The sequence below is a fragment of the Lebetimonas natsushimae genome, assembly GCF_002335445.1.
GTDB lineage: Bacteria > Campylobacterota > Campylobacteria > Campylobacterales > Nautiliaceae > Lebetimonas > Lebetimonas natsushimae.
On the sequence record NZ_BDME01000002.1, the window covers coordinates 156,217 to 171,096 of the forward strand.

Annotated in this window: 14 protein-coding genes and 1 other RNA gene; 11 read left to right on the plus strand and 4 right to left on the minus strand. The window is 27.6% G+C overall.

From position 1 onward, the window contains the following. Window positions 1–28 precede the first annotated feature (28 nt). Genes LNAT_RS05255 through LNAT_RS05275 form a run of 5 tightly spaced genes read left to right on the plus strand, consistent with a single transcriptional unit; the run spans window position 29 to window position 5,642 of the window. Complete coding sequence (locus LNAT_RS05255) at window positions 29–1,153, plus strand: OmpA family protein (protein WP_096259081.1); 1,125 nt, start codon at window positions 29–31, stop codon at window positions 1,151–1,153. A gap of 38 nt (window positions 1,154–1,191) precedes the next feature. Continuing rightward, window positions 1,192–1,809: a MarC family protein gene (locus LNAT_RS05260; protein WP_096259084.1), complete on the plus strand. Its 618-nt coding sequence runs from the start codon at window positions 1,192–1,194 to the stop codon at window positions 1,807–1,809. Continuing rightward, window positions 1,794–3,053 (plus strand): chloride channel protein, encoded by a 1,260-nt coding sequence (locus tag LNAT_RS05265; protein WP_096259087.1) that lies wholly within the window; start codon window positions 1,794–1,796, stop codon window positions 3,051–3,053. Before LNAT_RS05260 ends, LNAT_RS05265 begins: the two co-directional genes overlap by 16 nt. Continuing rightward, window positions 3,053–4,747 (plus strand): mechanosensitive ion channel family protein, encoded by a 1,695-nt coding sequence (locus tag LNAT_RS05270; protein ID WP_096259089.1) that lies wholly within the window; start codon window positions 3,053–3,055, stop codon window positions 4,745–4,747. The genes LNAT_RS05265 and LNAT_RS05270 overlap by 1 nt, the downstream gene beginning before the upstream one ends. Before the next feature lies 1 nt (window position 4,748). Continuing rightward, window positions 4,749–5,642, plus strand: coding sequence for a hypothetical protein (locus tag LNAT_RS05275; protein WP_096259092.1), 894 nt, complete (start codon window positions 4,749–4,751; stop codon window positions 5,640–5,642). On the opposite strand, the gene LNAT_RS05280 is transcribed toward LNAT_RS05275, so the two are convergent. After that, window positions 5,643–7,829, minus strand: a complete 2,187-nt coding sequence (locus LNAT_RS05280) for a hypothetical protein (RefSeq protein WP_096259095.1) — start codon at window positions 7,827–7,829, stop codon at window positions 5,643–5,645. It abuts the gene before it with no gap. A 154-nt stretch (window positions 7,830–7,983) separates the two neighbouring features. Here LNAT_RS05280 and ffs point away from each other — a divergent pair. Next, an RNA gene (ffs, locus tag LNAT_RS05285) (signal recognition particle sRNA small type) lies at window positions 7,984–8,081 on the plus strand. A 395-nt stretch (window positions 8,082–8,476) separates the two neighbouring features. Here ffs and LNAT_RS05290 read toward each other — a convergent pair. After that, entirely contained in the window at window positions 8,477–8,938 is a 462-nt protein-coding gene (locus tag LNAT_RS05290; protein ID WP_096259098.1) for a desulfoferrodoxin family protein, read from the minus strand. A gap of 64 nt (window positions 8,939–9,002) precedes the next feature. After that, window positions 9,003–9,536, minus strand: coding sequence for an S-ribosylhomocysteine lyase (luxS, locus tag LNAT_RS05295; protein WP_096259100.1), 534 nt, complete (start codon window positions 9,534–9,536; stop codon window positions 9,003–9,005). A 157-nt stretch (window positions 9,537–9,693) separates the two neighbouring features. On the opposite strand from luxS, the gene rpsB reads away from it, so the two are divergent. From rpsB to fliR, 4 genes are all read left to right on the plus strand, one after another. Continuing rightward, on the plus strand, window positions 9,694–10,518 hold the full coding sequence (gene rpsB, locus LNAT_RS05300; RefSeq protein WP_096259102.1) for a 30S ribosomal protein S2: 825 nt from the start codon (window positions 9,694–9,696) through the stop codon (window positions 10,516–10,518). 1 nt (window position 10,519) lies between these two features. Beyond that, window positions 10,520–11,446 carry a translation elongation factor Ts gene (gene tsf / locus LNAT_RS05305; protein ID WP_096259104.1) on the plus strand — a complete coding sequence of 309 codons (927 nt, stop codon included), beginning with the start codon at window positions 10,520–10,522 and terminating at the stop codon, window positions 11,444–11,446. A gap of 40 nt (window positions 11,447–11,486) precedes the next feature. After that, complete coding sequence (locus LNAT_RS05310; RefSeq protein ID WP_096259106.1) at window positions 11,487–12,128, plus strand: ABC transporter ATP-binding protein; 642 nt, start codon at window positions 11,487–11,489, stop codon at window positions 12,126–12,128. 117 nt (window positions 12,129–12,245) lie between these two features. After that, window positions 12,246–13,013, plus strand: a complete 768-nt coding sequence (gene fliR, locus LNAT_RS05315) for a flagellar biosynthetic protein FliR (RefSeq protein WP_096259109.1) — start codon at window positions 12,246–12,248, stop codon at window positions 13,011–13,013. Here the strand turns inward: fliR and LNAT_RS05320 are convergent. Continuing rightward, window positions 13,003–13,521 carry a phospholipase D-like domain-containing protein gene (locus LNAT_RS05320; protein WP_096259112.1) on the minus strand — a complete coding sequence of 173 codons (519 nt, stop codon included), beginning with the start codon at window positions 13,519–13,521 and terminating at the stop codon, window positions 13,003–13,005. The two genes, fliR and LNAT_RS05320, sit on opposite strands and share 11 nt — an antisense overlap. 47 nt (window positions 13,522–13,568) lie before the next feature. Between LNAT_RS05320 and LNAT_RS05325 the strand changes: the two genes are divergently transcribed. Continuing rightward, window positions 13,569–14,879 carry a DNA-binding transcriptional response regulator gene (locus LNAT_RS05325; RefSeq protein WP_096259115.1) on the plus strand — a complete coding sequence of 437 codons (1,311 nt, stop codon included), beginning with the start codon at window positions 13,569–13,571 and terminating at the stop codon, window positions 14,877–14,879. The last annotated feature ends 1 nt before the right edge of the window (window position 14,880 follow it).

Here is a 14,880-nt window from a genome sequence, read left to right on the forward strand (position 1 = left end):
TTTTATAAATTAAGTAAAAAGGACAAATATGAAAAAATTTATTGCTATTTCTGCAATTGCAGTGTCATTATTTGCAGTAGATTATCAAGTGGGAACAGGATTTGGAAGAGCTCATACAGATAAATATAGCGGAAAATACAATTTCTTAAATTTGAGAATAGGAACTTTTTTGTCAAAATTTAACCTGTTAAGATTAGAAGTTGAAAGAAGTACAAATTATGATTTCGATAATTCAAAAAACAATTTAACAAGAGCTTTGTTAAATCTGGAACATGAGATTGACATAAATTCAAAAATTACTCCTTATATATTTATTGGAACCGGATATCAATGGGTAAGTAATAATGATCAAAATGCAATGGTTATAGATGCTGGTATAGGTGCTAAATATAATGTAATTAAAAATTTAGATTTATTTGTAGAAACCAGAGCTTTAAGAGATTTTGGCATTGAAAAAAATCATTTAAGTTTATTGGGGGGACTTGTCTATAATTTTGGAGGTGAAGAAGAACCTGAGGCGGCTCCTCTAAAAGAAGAGCCGAAAGTTATTGATAGTGATGAAGACGGAGTTTCCGATAATTTAGATAAATGCCCAAATACTCCTGTAGGAGTAAAAGTGGATAAAAGAGGATGCCCAATAGACAGCGATGAAGACGGTGTTCCTGATTATCTGGATAAATGTCCACACACACCTGCTAATGTAAAGGTGGATAAAAACGGATGTGCATTAGATAGTGATGGTGACGGAGTTGCCGATTATTTGGACAAATGCCCTAATACTCCAAAAGGTATGAAAGTAGATAAAAGCGGATGTGCTGTTTCCTTTAATTTTGAAATAAATTTTGATACAAATAGCGCTAAGATAAAATCTCAATATATGGAAAAAATAAAAAAATTTGCTGAGTTTTTAAAACAACATCCTGATATTAAAGCTGAAATTCAGGGATATACTGATAATAAAGGAAATTATAAATATAACATTGTGCTTTCTGAAAAAAGAGCAAAAGCTGTTTATGAAGCATTGTTAAAACTCGGAGTTGATAAAAATCAAATTACATGGGCAGGATATGGACCAAATAATCCTATAGCTTCAAACGATACAGCTGAAGGAAGGGCAAAAAACAGAAGAGTGATAGCTAAAATTATCTACTGATTCTTCCTTTTTTTGTATAATTATCAAAAAGGTAATAAATGTTAAAAACTATCCTTTTTGATACTATTTCGTTAATTACTATTTTAAATCCAATAGCTGCCGCTGCGATTATGGTGTCTCTTGTAAAATATTCTGATATCCCATCTGTTTCCAAAACAACATCTTTAACAGTTTTAATAGCTTCTGTTATTACAATGATTGCAGGTGGTTGGGTATTAAAAATTTTTGGGATTAATTTGCCTTCCATTAAAGCAATTGGGGGAGTGGTTCTTTTAATAATTGCACTCAACATGGTACAAGGTAAAGAAATGGCTCCAACTAATGCTACAAAAGATGAACACGAAGCAGCTCAGGAAAAAGATAATATCGCTGTAATTCCCCTTGCTATTCCAATTTTATTTGGTCCCGGTGTTATAACAACAATTATTGTTTTAAGTGAAAAAAGTAAAAAATTAATAGATAAGGGAGCTTTATCTATTTCTATTGTCATTTCAGTGTTTATAGTTTATATAATTTTAAAAAATGCAACTTATATTTCAAAATTATTGGGAATTAACGGGCTTAAAATAGTTACTAGACTTATGGGATTAATAATAGGTGCTATTTCATTTTTATTTTTAATAGGAGGAATTAAAGCATTATGGTTAATGTCTTAAATTTAATTGTTTTTTCATTAACAGTGGGAATTGTTACAGGCGTTTTTATAGTAATTTACGGGCTTTTAACAGAATTTTTAAAATATATACTTTTTTTAGGCGATCCATTTGAAACAATAAATCATTTACCTGTTTGGTATCTTTATTTAATACCTACTGTCGCTATTTTGATTGTTAATTATTTAATTAAAATAGATGAAAATGTAAGGGAATACGGAGTTTTGGAAATTGCAAAAGCGGTTGAGGAGAATAAATTTTTTGTTAGTTGGAAGAGTCTGTTTTTAAAGATTATTGCTTCATCTATTTCTCTTGCAAGCGGTTTTGCCGTGGGAAACGAAGGTCCATCGGCTGCAATTGGAGCAATGATTGCAAATAAGTTTCATTTTCTTTTTAAACTTCCAAAGAATTTATTAAAAGTAGCTTTAAGTATAGGTTCAAGTAGCGGGATTGCTGCAATATTTGTATCTCCTATTACAGGTATAATGTTTGCAATTGAAAATATAGCTTATGAATTTATAAGAAATTTTGCAGGATTTTTAATATTTGCAAGTCTGATAGCATTTACAATTGCGATTAATTTTTTGGAACCTATTATTTTTAATTATTCAGCAGGTAAATTTTTGGAATACAAATATATAATCAGTGGAATTTTGTTTATTCCGTTTATTGCATTTTTTAATTTTTTATATTTATCTTTAAAAGATAAAATGTTATATTTTTTTGATAATTTATTAAATAGTTATTTTTTTGTTTATAAAAACTGGATACTTGCCATAATAGGCGGTTTTACAATAGGTACAATTTTATTAATTTCCCCATATGCAGCTTTTAGTGGACATGAACTTGTAACGATGCTCATTAATAACAATTTGCATATTCCTTTAATATTACTTTTTTTGATAATCTTTTTAAGAATTATCAATATTAGTGTTTCAGTTTATGCAAATGCTGTTGGCGGGATATTTATGGCTTTAATGAGTTTAGGTGCATTAATCGGATACGGATATGCGGAAGTTATAAACCATTTTACAACTTTAAAAATAGAGCCTTTTTATTTTGCAGCCATTGGCGGGGCTATATTTATGGGAGTAAATATGAGACTGCCTTTGACAGCTCTTGTAATGTCACTTGAAATTACATATGATTATAATGTAATAGTGCCTACCGGAATAATATATGTTTTAGTTGCCTTTTTAATGAATTTAAAATTTGATATTAAAAAAATGCACTTAAGGAAAAAATAATGAGATTTTTTTTTATTTTTTTCATTTTTATTAATTTATTCGGAGCAAATCTGGATGAACTTGTTAAACAGATAAATAAAAATTCTCCAGATTATACTTTAGATATTACATTGGTTAAAAAAATAAAGGAATTAAATTATGTAAATCCCTTTTTATTGGTTGAGAAAATAAAAACCGAAGAAGATTATTTGAATTTGTTTTTTAAATTAGGAAATTTAAAAAAAGAATATGATAATTTACCTATTTTAATTAAAGAAACGAATAAAAAAATAGATATTCTTTCATCAAATAATGATATAACATCAAAACTTCAAACTCTTTACTATCAAAAGCTTGTTGAGATTTATAATAAAAAATATGAATTTTTAGATAAAAATTTTAAAACTTTTGAAAAAAAAGTTTATAAAAAACTTTTTGATGTTAAATTCAATCCTGAAGATGCTGAAAAGAATATAGATTATTGGAATAATTTGTTAAAAGAAAAACAAAAAGAATTTGAAAAATTGAATATTAATCTTCAAAAATGGCAAATTTTAAATAATGAGGAAAATATAAAGAAAATTCAGCAATTTATAAATATAAATATTCAAAAACAGAAAAAAATTTATAAAAATTTAATAAAAAATTATCTTGTTTTATTTTTTGATGCACTTCAGCATAAAGATAAAAAAGCTTTTAGTATAGCTGAAAAAATAGAATTTTTTTCAAAAAAAACAAATTTAACTGAAATAAATGATATTTTAAACGATTTTGAAACATTTACATTTGGGACAAAAGCAATAATTTACAATTCAAAAACAGAGTTAAAAAATACATTAGATAAAATGATTTCTTTAATTAAATATCCTATTTTTAAAATAGGGAATAATTTTATTACCCCCCTTGATTTAGTTTTATTTGGTATTATTTTATTTTTTGGATGGTTTATAGGTAAATATTATAAAAAACTGATTTATTCTTTGAGAAAAAAATACAACATTTCTTATTCGAATGCCACATTACTTGCTAATATGGGCTATTATACTATTTTGGCCATTTCTTTTATATTTTCATTAAAAATGGTGGGTATTGATTTAAGCTCTCTTGCGATAATAGCAGGGGCTTTATCTGTAGGTATTGGTTTTGGACTTCAAAATATAGTCAGCAACTTTGTAAGCGGACTAATTTTGATGTTTGAAAAATCAATAAAAGTTGATGATTATATTCAAATAGATGAAAATACAAGAGGAAAAGTTATAGATATTCATATGCGCTCAACCGTTATAAGAACAAATGACAATATAGATATTATTGTTCCAAATCAGGATTTTATACAAAACAGGGTAATAAACTGGACTCTTGGTGATGAAATTGTCAGATTTAGAATACCTTTTGGAGTGGCATACGGAGTTGATATAAAAAAAGTTGAAAAAGTGGTGCTTGAAGCAATATATAAATCAAATCTGCCGTTTTTAAGAAAACCGCAATATAAATCTCAGCTGATTTTTATTGAAATGGCAGATAGTAGTTTGAATTTTGAACTTTTTGTTTGGGTTAAAGGTGAATATGCTATGCGTCCAAGAGGTACAAAAAGTGAATTTTTAAAAGTAATTTATGAGGCATTGAATAAAGCCGGAATTGAGATACCTTTCCCTCAACATGATTTACATATTAGGGATTCAGTGCCTTTTGAAGTTAAAATAAAAAAGGATTGACATGGAATTTATTTATTCAATAAGTGAGGCTTTCAGTGATTTAAAAAATGTAAAAATACAAAAATTATCTGTTACATTAGGCAGTGTTTTGGCTGCTTTATGGATAATAGTTGCTATTTGGTTTTGGAAGGATGGACTTAAGGTTACTAATTTTTTAATTTCTTTTATGCCTTTTAAATTTTTGCAAAATGCAGGAAGTCAGTTTATTATAATGATTGTCTGGATTCAGCTTATTTTGGCAACTCTTGGAATTGTTTATTCTCTTTTTGGGAAATTTTTGAAAAATATTTTTGCTTCAATTTCAATTGTCAGTATGATTGCTCTTTTTTGGAGTTTTATATTTTTGACATTTCACAGTGAAATTAGCGGATATATAAAAAATCTGCTTAGGATTTTTCCTTTTCAGAGCATTGAGGAGGTTGTTTCAAATATTTTGCTCGGATTTATATTTTATTCTTTTTATATTGCAAGTTTTTATTTCAGTTTTGTAGTTTTCAGTACTAAAGTTTTAGAAGAGTTAAAAGAAGAGGAATATCCGGAAGTTGAAACAAAAAAAGAATTTAATATAATAAAAATAGTTTTAATTAATTTAAGGGATTTTATAATTTTTTTAGTGGGGATGATAGTTTTATATCCTTTAATGTTTGTACCTTTTGTAAATATTTTAATAATTGTATTTTTATGGGCTGTATTAATTAAAGAATCACTTCTTCAAACTGTTTTTATGCTTTTTGGAAAAGAAGAAATTGACAGGAAAAAAATCTGGGCTTTTTGTATTATTAGCGTAGTGTTTAACTTTATTCCCGTACTTAATTTTTATGCACCGGCTTTTGGGATACTCAGTATTTTTCATTATGTAATGGAAAAAAAAGAGGACAGGCTTAATTTAGCTTAATTATCTTTTTGTTTTTCTTTTTACGGCTATTATGAATTGGTAGATAAAAAATGATAAAAGTATAGTATATAGTAAATATAAAAATTTGTATCCTATAATAATGTGTTTGTTAGAAGATAATTGTTTTTTTACATTAAAGATATTTGCTATATCATCAAAGATGTTCCATTTTCTTTGTTCGTAAATAGCAAAAGTAAATCCTAAAATAAATAAAATATTTGTTATAACAAATAATAAGTTTTTAAATTTTCCTTTTTCATTTGAATTTACATTTATAAATATTAAAAATATTATGGCAGGTATTAATGGAAAAATTTCTTTAAAAGTAAATTGCAATAAATTTTGCCAATTTTTAAATAAACTTAAATAAGTAATTGTTAAAGTAGAAATAAATATCCATATTAAAGGTTTAATCCAATTTTGTCCAAAGTCTGATGTCCATTTGTTAATTGTAAATATAATTTTATCTTGCCAATTATTCCATTTTAAAGATTTCCCATAAGCTTTCATTTCAAGTGAGAAAAATTCGTTTGCATTTATATGGTCTTTTTGATTATCAAGTGCATATTTTAATTGTCTATAAGTTTCTCTTGCTTTTTTAGGTTTTTCTTCAAATAAAGCAGGACATATTCTTTTTTCTGAAATTTTTCCCCATTCTGTATTTATGAATTTTACTTCCGTAAGGTCTGAATCTTCTATATGTATATTTTTAGCATTTGAAAAATCACAGTTTATAAATTTCATTTTATTAAGATGAGAATTTACTATAGAGATATTTGATTTTAAATTCTTGATGAAATTTTTATCTATTGGGAAATTGTTCTTATTTAAATAATTTTTATATTCTTCTAAATTTATAATTTTAGTATTATAAAAGAAAAAATTATCAGTAGAATTATTAATTTCTTCAATAATTAAATTCACAGTTTTTAAATTTCTAATTATAATTTTATTTTCTTCTTTTAGTTCTGTATTTTTTAATGTAAAATTATAATTATAATTACAATTACATTTTTTGTTTTCTTTAAAATCAAGAAATACTTTTTGTTTAAAGATATTATTTTCAAATATAATTGAGTTAAATGAATTAATTTCGAGATAAATTAGGTCATAAAATTTTGTGTTTTTAAAATTAATTGTTTGGTGAATAGTAGATTTAATAAAAAAAATTTTTTTCTCAAATTTTGTACTTTTAAAACTGATTATGTTGCAAGTTAAATTTATAAATTGAGTATCATACTTAAATAATGTATATTGAAAATTAATAATATTAGCGAGATTTATGTTATTAAAAGTAAAACTACCATTCAATATCATTTCTGTAAAATAAGCATCCTTGTTAAAAATTGTATTTGATATATTTATCGTATTATTAATAGTAATTTTTGAAAAGTTACAATTATCTTTAAATATAGTATTATGAATATTAATTTTATTATTCAGTTCCCATTTTTCATTAGAATAAAAGAAATTGATATTTTTTTCGTGATAATTTTTATTAAAATAATAAAAAAAGAATTTAGGAAAAATAATATTTTGAAATGCATATTCTTTTGATTTGTTTGATAAGTTTTCAAAATTAAATAAAATTAATTCTTTATTTTTTTTTAATTCATCTAATGATGGAACAAATTCTTTATTTTTTAAATTTTTTAAAAAATTATTCCAATATTTTTGTACATTTTCTTCGTATTTTTCATGATTTTTTTCAAATTTTAATAAGTTGGTTTCTTTTTCCCATAATTCAATATAATCGACAGCAAACCTATAAGCCCTTATTCTTTTCCAAAATTCTGCTACTAAAAATTCATTCCATTTTATTTCAAAATTTTCATTAAATGATTCTTTTTTACTTATTATTTCATCTCTTCTTTTTGCATATTCTTCATAACCGTCATTAAAGTTTTCCATCCATATTTCATTTTCTTTTTCACAATGAAATATACAAGTAGCGAAATTTTTAGAATTTTTTTTATACCATTTTGTATTTTTATAAAGATTTTCTAACTCTTTTTGAAGTTTTTCTTCTGATAAAATTTTAAATTTTTCTTTATATTCATTTTCTTTTTCTTTAGGAACAAAAACAGCTACGGGTTCTATAACGTTTCTCTTAATTTTTTTACAAACTTCACATTCTTTAAATGGAAGACCGTTGGTACCATCTAAGTATATAACAGAATAACTCAATCAATCTCCTAAAAATTTTTAATTATTATATTGCTATTTCTATTAGCAGTCAATATTAAAGAGGTATAATTTAAAATCTTATTAAACTTATTAAAAAAGTAATAATTTAGGTGAAATTAATAAAATTCTTAATAATTTATGATATAATTCCATCGTCCCAGCCCTGTGCAAGGGGTGTAAGAGGCAACGCTTCAGGCCCGGAAGGGAGCAGAGCACCTCTTATGCCCCTGTGCCGCAGGTTCCTGGGGCACCTAAAGAAAAATGATTAATTAAAATGTAAAATACGGGTTTTTTATAAAAAGTGTTTGACACTATATAATGTAAAATGATGGTTTTATAATTTTTATTAACGAAATAAAAACAGTTTTTAGTTTAATGTTTTATAAAATTAAGATTTTGACTAAAATAATATAAAATACCACAGCTTGGTAATTCATTGTGTTAAAGCGTCAAAATTTTATTAAAAATTGCAAACGGCTGTGCGGTATGGTAGATTAAATGCAAATTTTTTAATGCAAAAATTTTTTAAATTCCTCAATGCGTAATATTTTTTTATTTAATTGGTTTCAGTCATAATTAAAATAAAATAATAGAATATTTATGTTGTTGGTGTCAGGGATTTTTTTAAAATTAACAGAGAAAAGGAATTAAAGAGAAACTTCGTTTTCCCAAATTCCATGAATGTTGCATCCTGCAACAGCTTTTACTTTTTTGGCTCCGTCTAATTTTACATTAAATGCAGCGTAACCCATTGCTTTGCCCGGTTCGAACACAACAATATCTATTTTTTTGCCGTCAACATACAATTCGATAAAATCAATCCAGTGGTTCTCAGTTGAAGGATGAATGATTCCTTTTTGTCCAAGTGTAATTTCAATTAAAGTATAACCTTTTACGTTTTTCGCACCTATTTTAATCTCAGGTGTGTGTTTAAGTTCACCTTTGGTAGGATGAGCCGGGTTTTTAATATGCATTTTTGTTCTGTTTTTAATTTCAGGTCTGTAGAATTTGTAAACATTACAAAATCCTTCTTCATTTGCAAATACCGGTGTAGTGGCTGCCAAAACCCCAAGTCCTGCAAGTGCTTTTAGTGCGTTTCTTCTTTTCATAATTAATCCTTTAAGAGTATTTTTATCCTATTTTAACAAATAAAAATAATTAAGTCAAGGAATATTAAATTCCTAAAACTTTAACTTCATCAGGATTTACATTACAAATATTTGGTATGTTTTCAGGATTCAGTGCCAATTCTTTATTATCCATTATTACAATATTATTCTCTAAAATATGTTTTGCAACTTTTTTGGCACCTTCAAGTGAGTGCATATAACAGCTGCCGCATTGGTATATATTGGCTTCAGGGATTGTATCTGTATCAAGAATATTCTGCATAGATTTTCTCCAGGCCTCAATCACCTCTTCATCTTTTGGAGTTCCGATTATACTCATATAAAAGCCGGTTCTGCATCCCATAGGTGAAATGTCAATTATATCGTATTCAGGTAAATTGTCTCTCATATATCCTGCAAAAAGATGTTCAAGTGTATGCATTGCTTTTTCGTCAATTATTTCTTTGTTTGGTTTTGCAAATCTTACATCATAAACGGTGATAATATCACCTTTTGGAGTTTTCATATGTTTTGCCACTCTAAGTCCAGGTGAGGGCATTTTAACGTGATCAACCAAAAAGCTGTCAAGCATTGGCATAATTCATCCTTTTTTTGTTGCAATTATACATAAACTTTGATAAAATTTCATTTCTAGTTCTCACCTCTCAATCCTTGGTCGGGTTGGAGCGTATGCTCTTAATGGGGAGGGAGGCTAAACCCAGCCAAAAAATAAAAAAATAATTCAAGGAGAAAAAATGGCGTGTAATGTTACAATGAAAGATTTATTAGAATGCGGTGTTCATTTCGGGCATCAAAAAAGAAGATGGAATCCAAAAATGAAAAAATATATTTTTGGAGTTAGAAAAAATATTTATATTATTGACTTACAAAAAACATTAAGATTTTTCAAATATGCTTGTAATGTGGTAAGAGATGCGGCAGCTGAAGGAAAAACAATTCTTTTTGTAGGAACTAAAAAACAGGCAGTAGAAGCTGTAAAAACTCATGCCGAAAGAGCTGGAATGCCATATGTAAACCACAGATGGCTTGGTGGTATGCTTACAAACTTCCCTACAATTCAAAAATCAATCAGAAAACTTGAAATAATTGAAAAAATGGAAGAAACCGGACAAATTAATCTTTTAACTAAAAAAGAAAGATTAATTCTTGCTAGAAGAAAAGCAAAACTAGAAAGGGTTCTTGGCGGTATCAGACATATGAAAAAACTTCCTGATATGCTATTTATAATTGATACAGTAAAAGAAAAAATTGCAGTTGGTGAAGCTAATAAACTTGGTATTCCAATTGTGGCTCCACTTGATACAAACTGTGACCCGGATGTTGTTGATTATCCAATCCCAGGAAATGACGATGCAATAAGAAGTGTAAATCTTTTCTGTGAGAAAATAGCCGATGCAATAATTGAGGGCAAAGAAATGGCTGAGAGCGCAGGGGAAGAAACTAGGGAGATTACAGAAGAAGAAATGAATCAGGAAATCAAAGAAGTAAAAGAAGAAGCAGCTAACGAAACAAAAACAGAAGAAGAAATAAAAGAAGAAATTGAAAAAGAGGAGGCATAATATGGCAGCTAAAATAAGCGCAGCTCAAGTAAAAGCACTAAGGGAAAAAACCGGTGCTGGAATGATGGATTGTAAAAAAGCACTAGTAGAAGCAAACGGAGATGAAGAAAAAGCGGTTGAAATATTAAGAAAAAAAGGTCTTGCAAAAGCTGCTAAAAAAGCAGACAGAAACGCGGCTGAGGGAAGAGTTGAAATTTACATTACACCTGATTACAAAAAAGGAAGTATTGTAGAAATAAACTGTGAAACAGACTTTGTTGCCAAAACCGATGAATTTGTAGAATTTGTAAGCGAAACTGTAAAAACAATCAATACCGAAAATATTGAAAATGTTGAAAGCCTAAACAAAGCAAAATTTGGAAACGGAACTTTTGAAGAAGAACTTAAAGTTAAAATTGCAAAAATTGGTGAAAATATTGTTGTTAGAAGAATGGCTACAATTAAAGCCCCAGAAAACGGAATTGTAAACGGATATATCCATGCAGGCGGAAAAGTTGGTGTATTAGTTGCAGCTGAGTGTGACAAACCTGAAACTTGCGATGCAATTAAAGACACTCTAAAAGATATTGCAATGCATATTGCAGCAATGAAACCGTCTTTTCTAAATCCTGAAAGTGTTCCAGCTGATGTAATTGAAAAAGAAAAAGAAATTGCAAAAGCACAACTTCTAAAAGAAGGTAAACCGGAAAACGTAATTGAAAAAATTATCCCTGGTAAAATTAAAAAATTCTATGAAGAAAGCTGTTTAACTGAGCAGGAATATGTAAAAGCTGAGAAAAAAGAAAATGTTGCTAAAGCTCTTGAAAATGCGGCCAAAAAAGCAGGCGGAAGTGCAAAACTTGTTGATTTTGTAAGATTTGAAGTAGGTGAAGGGCTAGTTAAAAACGGATGCACTTTGGCTGATGAAGTTGCAGCAGCCCTTCAATAAAAAGAGTTTAACTCTTTTTTTTCTTTTTTAAGAAAAACTTATGCTAAAAGCAGTAAATCTTAAACATTCATTTGATTATCTTCTATTTTCCGATGTTAATTTAGAAGTAAAGCCAAAAGAAAAAATTGCAATAATTGGCACGAGCGGCAGTGGAAAATCTACACTGCTTCATATTCTTTCATCTTTTTTAAAACCAAATACAGGAAAAGTTTTTATCGATAATAAAGAAATTTATAAATTAAAAGAAAAAGATTTGATTGAATTTCGTAAAAATAAAATAGGTATCATTTTTCAGTTTCACTATCTTTTCAATACTTTTACAGCGCTTGAAAATATCCAGGCAGCTGCAATTTTAAGTAACAGAGAAGTTGATTATGATTTGCTTGAGAGACTTAAAATAAAAGATGTTATAAATCAAAATATCCAAACCTTAAGCGGAGGTCAGCAGCAGAGGGTCAGTATTGCAAGGGTTCTGACTAAAAAACCTAAAATTATATTTGCAGATGAACCTACCGGGAATTTAGACAGTGTTAATGCCAATGAGGTAATAGATATTTTAAAAGAATATGCCGATGAAAACTGTGCATCAATTATAACAGTAACTCATGATATAGAAATTGCAAAAAAATTTGATAAAATTTATGAGTTGAAAAATAAAAAACTAACACTTTTTAATGGGTAATGGAGAATGGATAATGGAGAATAAAAAATATAAAATTGAAAATAGGAAATTGTGTTATAAATTTTTTAAATTAATTAATTTTCCATTTTTCATTATCCATTTTCCATTGGTTTAAAAGTGGAGTTAATTAATTATTTAACACCTGTAAATACAGTAACTTTTCTACTTTTGTTTATAAGAATAGCCTCATTTTTGTCATTTATGCCTTTTTTTTCATATCCCACAATTCCTATGAGCGCAAAAGCGGCTTTTGCCCTGTGGCTTAGCATTTTACTTTTTCCACTGACCCCTAAAATAACATTTGAAATTAATTTTATAAATATTTTTTTGGCTGTATTATTTGAAAGTGCTTTGGCTTTTTTTGTGGGTATTGCTCTGAATTTAATTTTTGACATTTTAAAATATGCGGCAGAGCAAATCAGTTTTGTTATGGGATTTACTCTGGCAAACGTAATTGACCCAAATTCAGGAATAAATACCAATATTATAGGACAGTTTTTTACATGGGTTGCCATTTTGGTGTTTTTTTCATTTGGAGGAGATCATTTAGAAATAGTTTTGATGAGTAAAACATTAAATTCCTTATCACTGGGGGCGGTTTTTAATATTCACTCTTTTTATGAATTTTTTGTTGTTTATATGTTTAAATATTTTCTGTTCGGTATGGCTATGGCTTTTCCTGTTTTGGCAGTATCGATTTTAAGCGATATTATTTTTGGAATGATAATGAAAACAATGCCCCAGTTTAATTTGTTGGTAGTTGGGTTTCCTATAAAAATAGGGCTTTCTTTTTTAATTTTAATTGCTATAATCGGCTCTCTTATGCACGTATTTAGCAATAAATTTATAGAGGCTTTTAATTATATTGTTCAGATTATCGGCTGAGTCTGTAAGGCTTTGCAAGTGATTTAAGTTTATAAAAAAAATAATTAAATTTATGTATTAATTCTTTATCTTTTGTGATTAAAATATATTCATAATTTTTAAAAAATGCACTGTATGAATAATTTGCACTTCCGATAATTAAATATTTATTATCAACAATGGACATTTTAACGTGCATTTTGGCTTTTTCACCGTCTTTGTAAGGTTTGCCGCTTAAAAGATAGACATTAAAGTTTCTGATTGCTGCAAGATTTGGAATGACTGAACGGGAATATTTTGCTTCTTTTTTATCTGCCACAATATATATTTTAGTATGAATTGCGGCTTTTTTCAGGGCTTTTGCCAAAGTTTTGTTTGTAAAGGTATAAATTGCTATTTTTATTTCTTTGTGTGCGTGTGAAAAAATATAAGATAATTCTTTCTGGGCTTTATATCCGTCAAAAGGTAAAAAATAAATTTTATCTGCATTTAAAAGCAAAAAGATAAAAATTAAAATGAATTTTTTCAAATTATCCCTTTTTTTAATATAATTATAATAAAAAAACGAGGTTAGCTATGAAAATTTTACTAATATCTTCAAATCCCACTGTTGAAAAGCTTTTTACGTTAAGTGCGGAGAAAAAAGGTGATGATGTTATAATAGGTACAAAAGATTTTGTACCTGAAGAGGATTTTGAAGCCGTATTTATAGATAAAGATGATTATGATGAATCTTTTTTCAATGAATTAAAAGAAAAATTCAGCAGTGCTAAATTTGTTTTGATTTTATCTAAAAAAGATGCCAAATTACCCGGTTTTGATGAATATATTACAAAACCGTTTTTGCCGACTGATTTAATAAATCTTATTGAGAAATTGCCGGAACTTAACAATAGTGAAAAAGAAAAAAATGATTTTAATATAGAAAATTTTGATGATGAGTTAAATCTTGAAGAAGAAAATTTTGAATTAGAAAATTTAGAAAAAGAAGGAATTGATGATTTTGCACTCGATGATTTGGATCAAGTAATACAGAGTGATGATGAAAAAGAGGATTTGGGAGATATTGAAGAATTGGAAGATTTGACAGATGATGTTTTAATCACAGAAGACGAGCTTCTGGAAGAGGCTCCCGATTCAGACATAGAAGACACTGTATCCGTAAGTGAAGAGGAATTGTTGGAGGATGAAGATTTAGTTGAACCTTTAGAAGCAGAAATTGCTGAAGAAAATAATCAAAATGAGCAATTAGAGGAAGTTGAAAATAGTGATTTGGAAAATATTGAAAGCGGTGAAGAAAAAACAGAAGAGAATGAAATTGAAAATAATGAAGAATTGTTAAATGATTTGGAAATCAATGAAGAAGAACATGAAGAAAATGCGGAAGAATTAGAGAAAGAAGGTTTTGCAGGTATGGAAAATACCCCAGAAGAAAAATCAGAAAAAGAAGAAAATGAAATAAATATTGAAAAAGAAGAATTGGAAGAGAATAATAAAAAAACAGATAATTTAGAAGAATCCGATGAAAATAAACCTGTTACAGAAGAAGAGGTTGAGAGAGAAAACGGAGAATTAGAACTTCCTGAGGTAGTAAATGAAGCTGAAAAAGAAGTACAAAAAGGTGAAACTATGGAAGATTTGGAATTAGAAAACATTAATGAGGATGAACTTGCCAAAGCTTTGGGTGAAGAAATAGAAAATAAAAATGAAGAAGAATCCGAAAAAATTGCAAGTGTTGAAGAAATAAAAGAACCTGAAGAAAAAATTATGGAAAAAGCAGAAAATGATATACAATCAAAAACACTTGGAAGTATTTTAAATATTAATTGGGAAGAACTTAAAAAAGCAAAAGCAAAAGTTACCATAACCATTGATTTTGGAGATTGAA

Bases quoted from the DNA above. Each gene is read 5' to 3' on its own strand.
- LNAT_RS05255 (WP_096259081.1), top strand. From the start codon at position 29: ATGAAAAAATTTATTGCTATTTCTGCAATTGCAGTGTCATTATTTGCA.
- LNAT_RS05260 (WP_096259084.1), top strand. From the start codon at position 1,192: ATGTTAAAAACTATCCTTTTTGATACTATTTCGTTAATTACTATTTTA.
- LNAT_RS05265 (WP_096259087.1), top strand. From the start codon at position 1,794: ATGGTTAATGTCTTAAATTTAATTGTTTTTTCATTAACAGTGGGAATT.
- LNAT_RS05270 (WP_096259089.1), top strand. From the start codon at position 3,053: ATGAGATTTTTTTTTATTTTTTTCATTTTTATTAATTTATTCGGAGCA.
- LNAT_RS05275 (WP_096259092.1), top strand. From the start codon at position 4,749: ATGGAATTTATTTATTCAATAAGTGAGGCTTTCAGTGATTTAAAAAAT.
- LNAT_RS05290 (WP_096259098.1), bottom strand. From the start codon at position 8,938: ATGAAAAGAAGAAACGCACTAAAAGCACTTGCAGGACTTGGGGTTTTG.
- luxS (WP_096259100.1), bottom strand. From the start codon at position 9,536: ATGCCAATGCTTGACAGCTTTTTGGTTGATCACGTTAAAATGCCCTCA.
- rpsB (WP_096259102.1), top strand. From the start codon at position 9,694: ATGGCGTGTAATGTTACAATGAAAGATTTATTAGAATGCGGTGTTCAT.
- tsf (WP_096259104.1), top strand. From the start codon at position 10,520: ATGGCAGCTAAAATAAGCGCAGCTCAAGTAAAAGCACTAAGGGAAAAA.
- LNAT_RS05310 (WP_096259106.1), top strand. From the start codon at position 11,487: ATGCTAAAAGCAGTAAATCTTAAACATTCATTTGATTATCTTCTATTT.
- LNAT_RS05325 (WP_096259115.1), top strand. From the start codon at position 13,569: ATGAAAATTTTACTAATATCTTCAAATCCCACTGTTGAAAAGCTTTTT.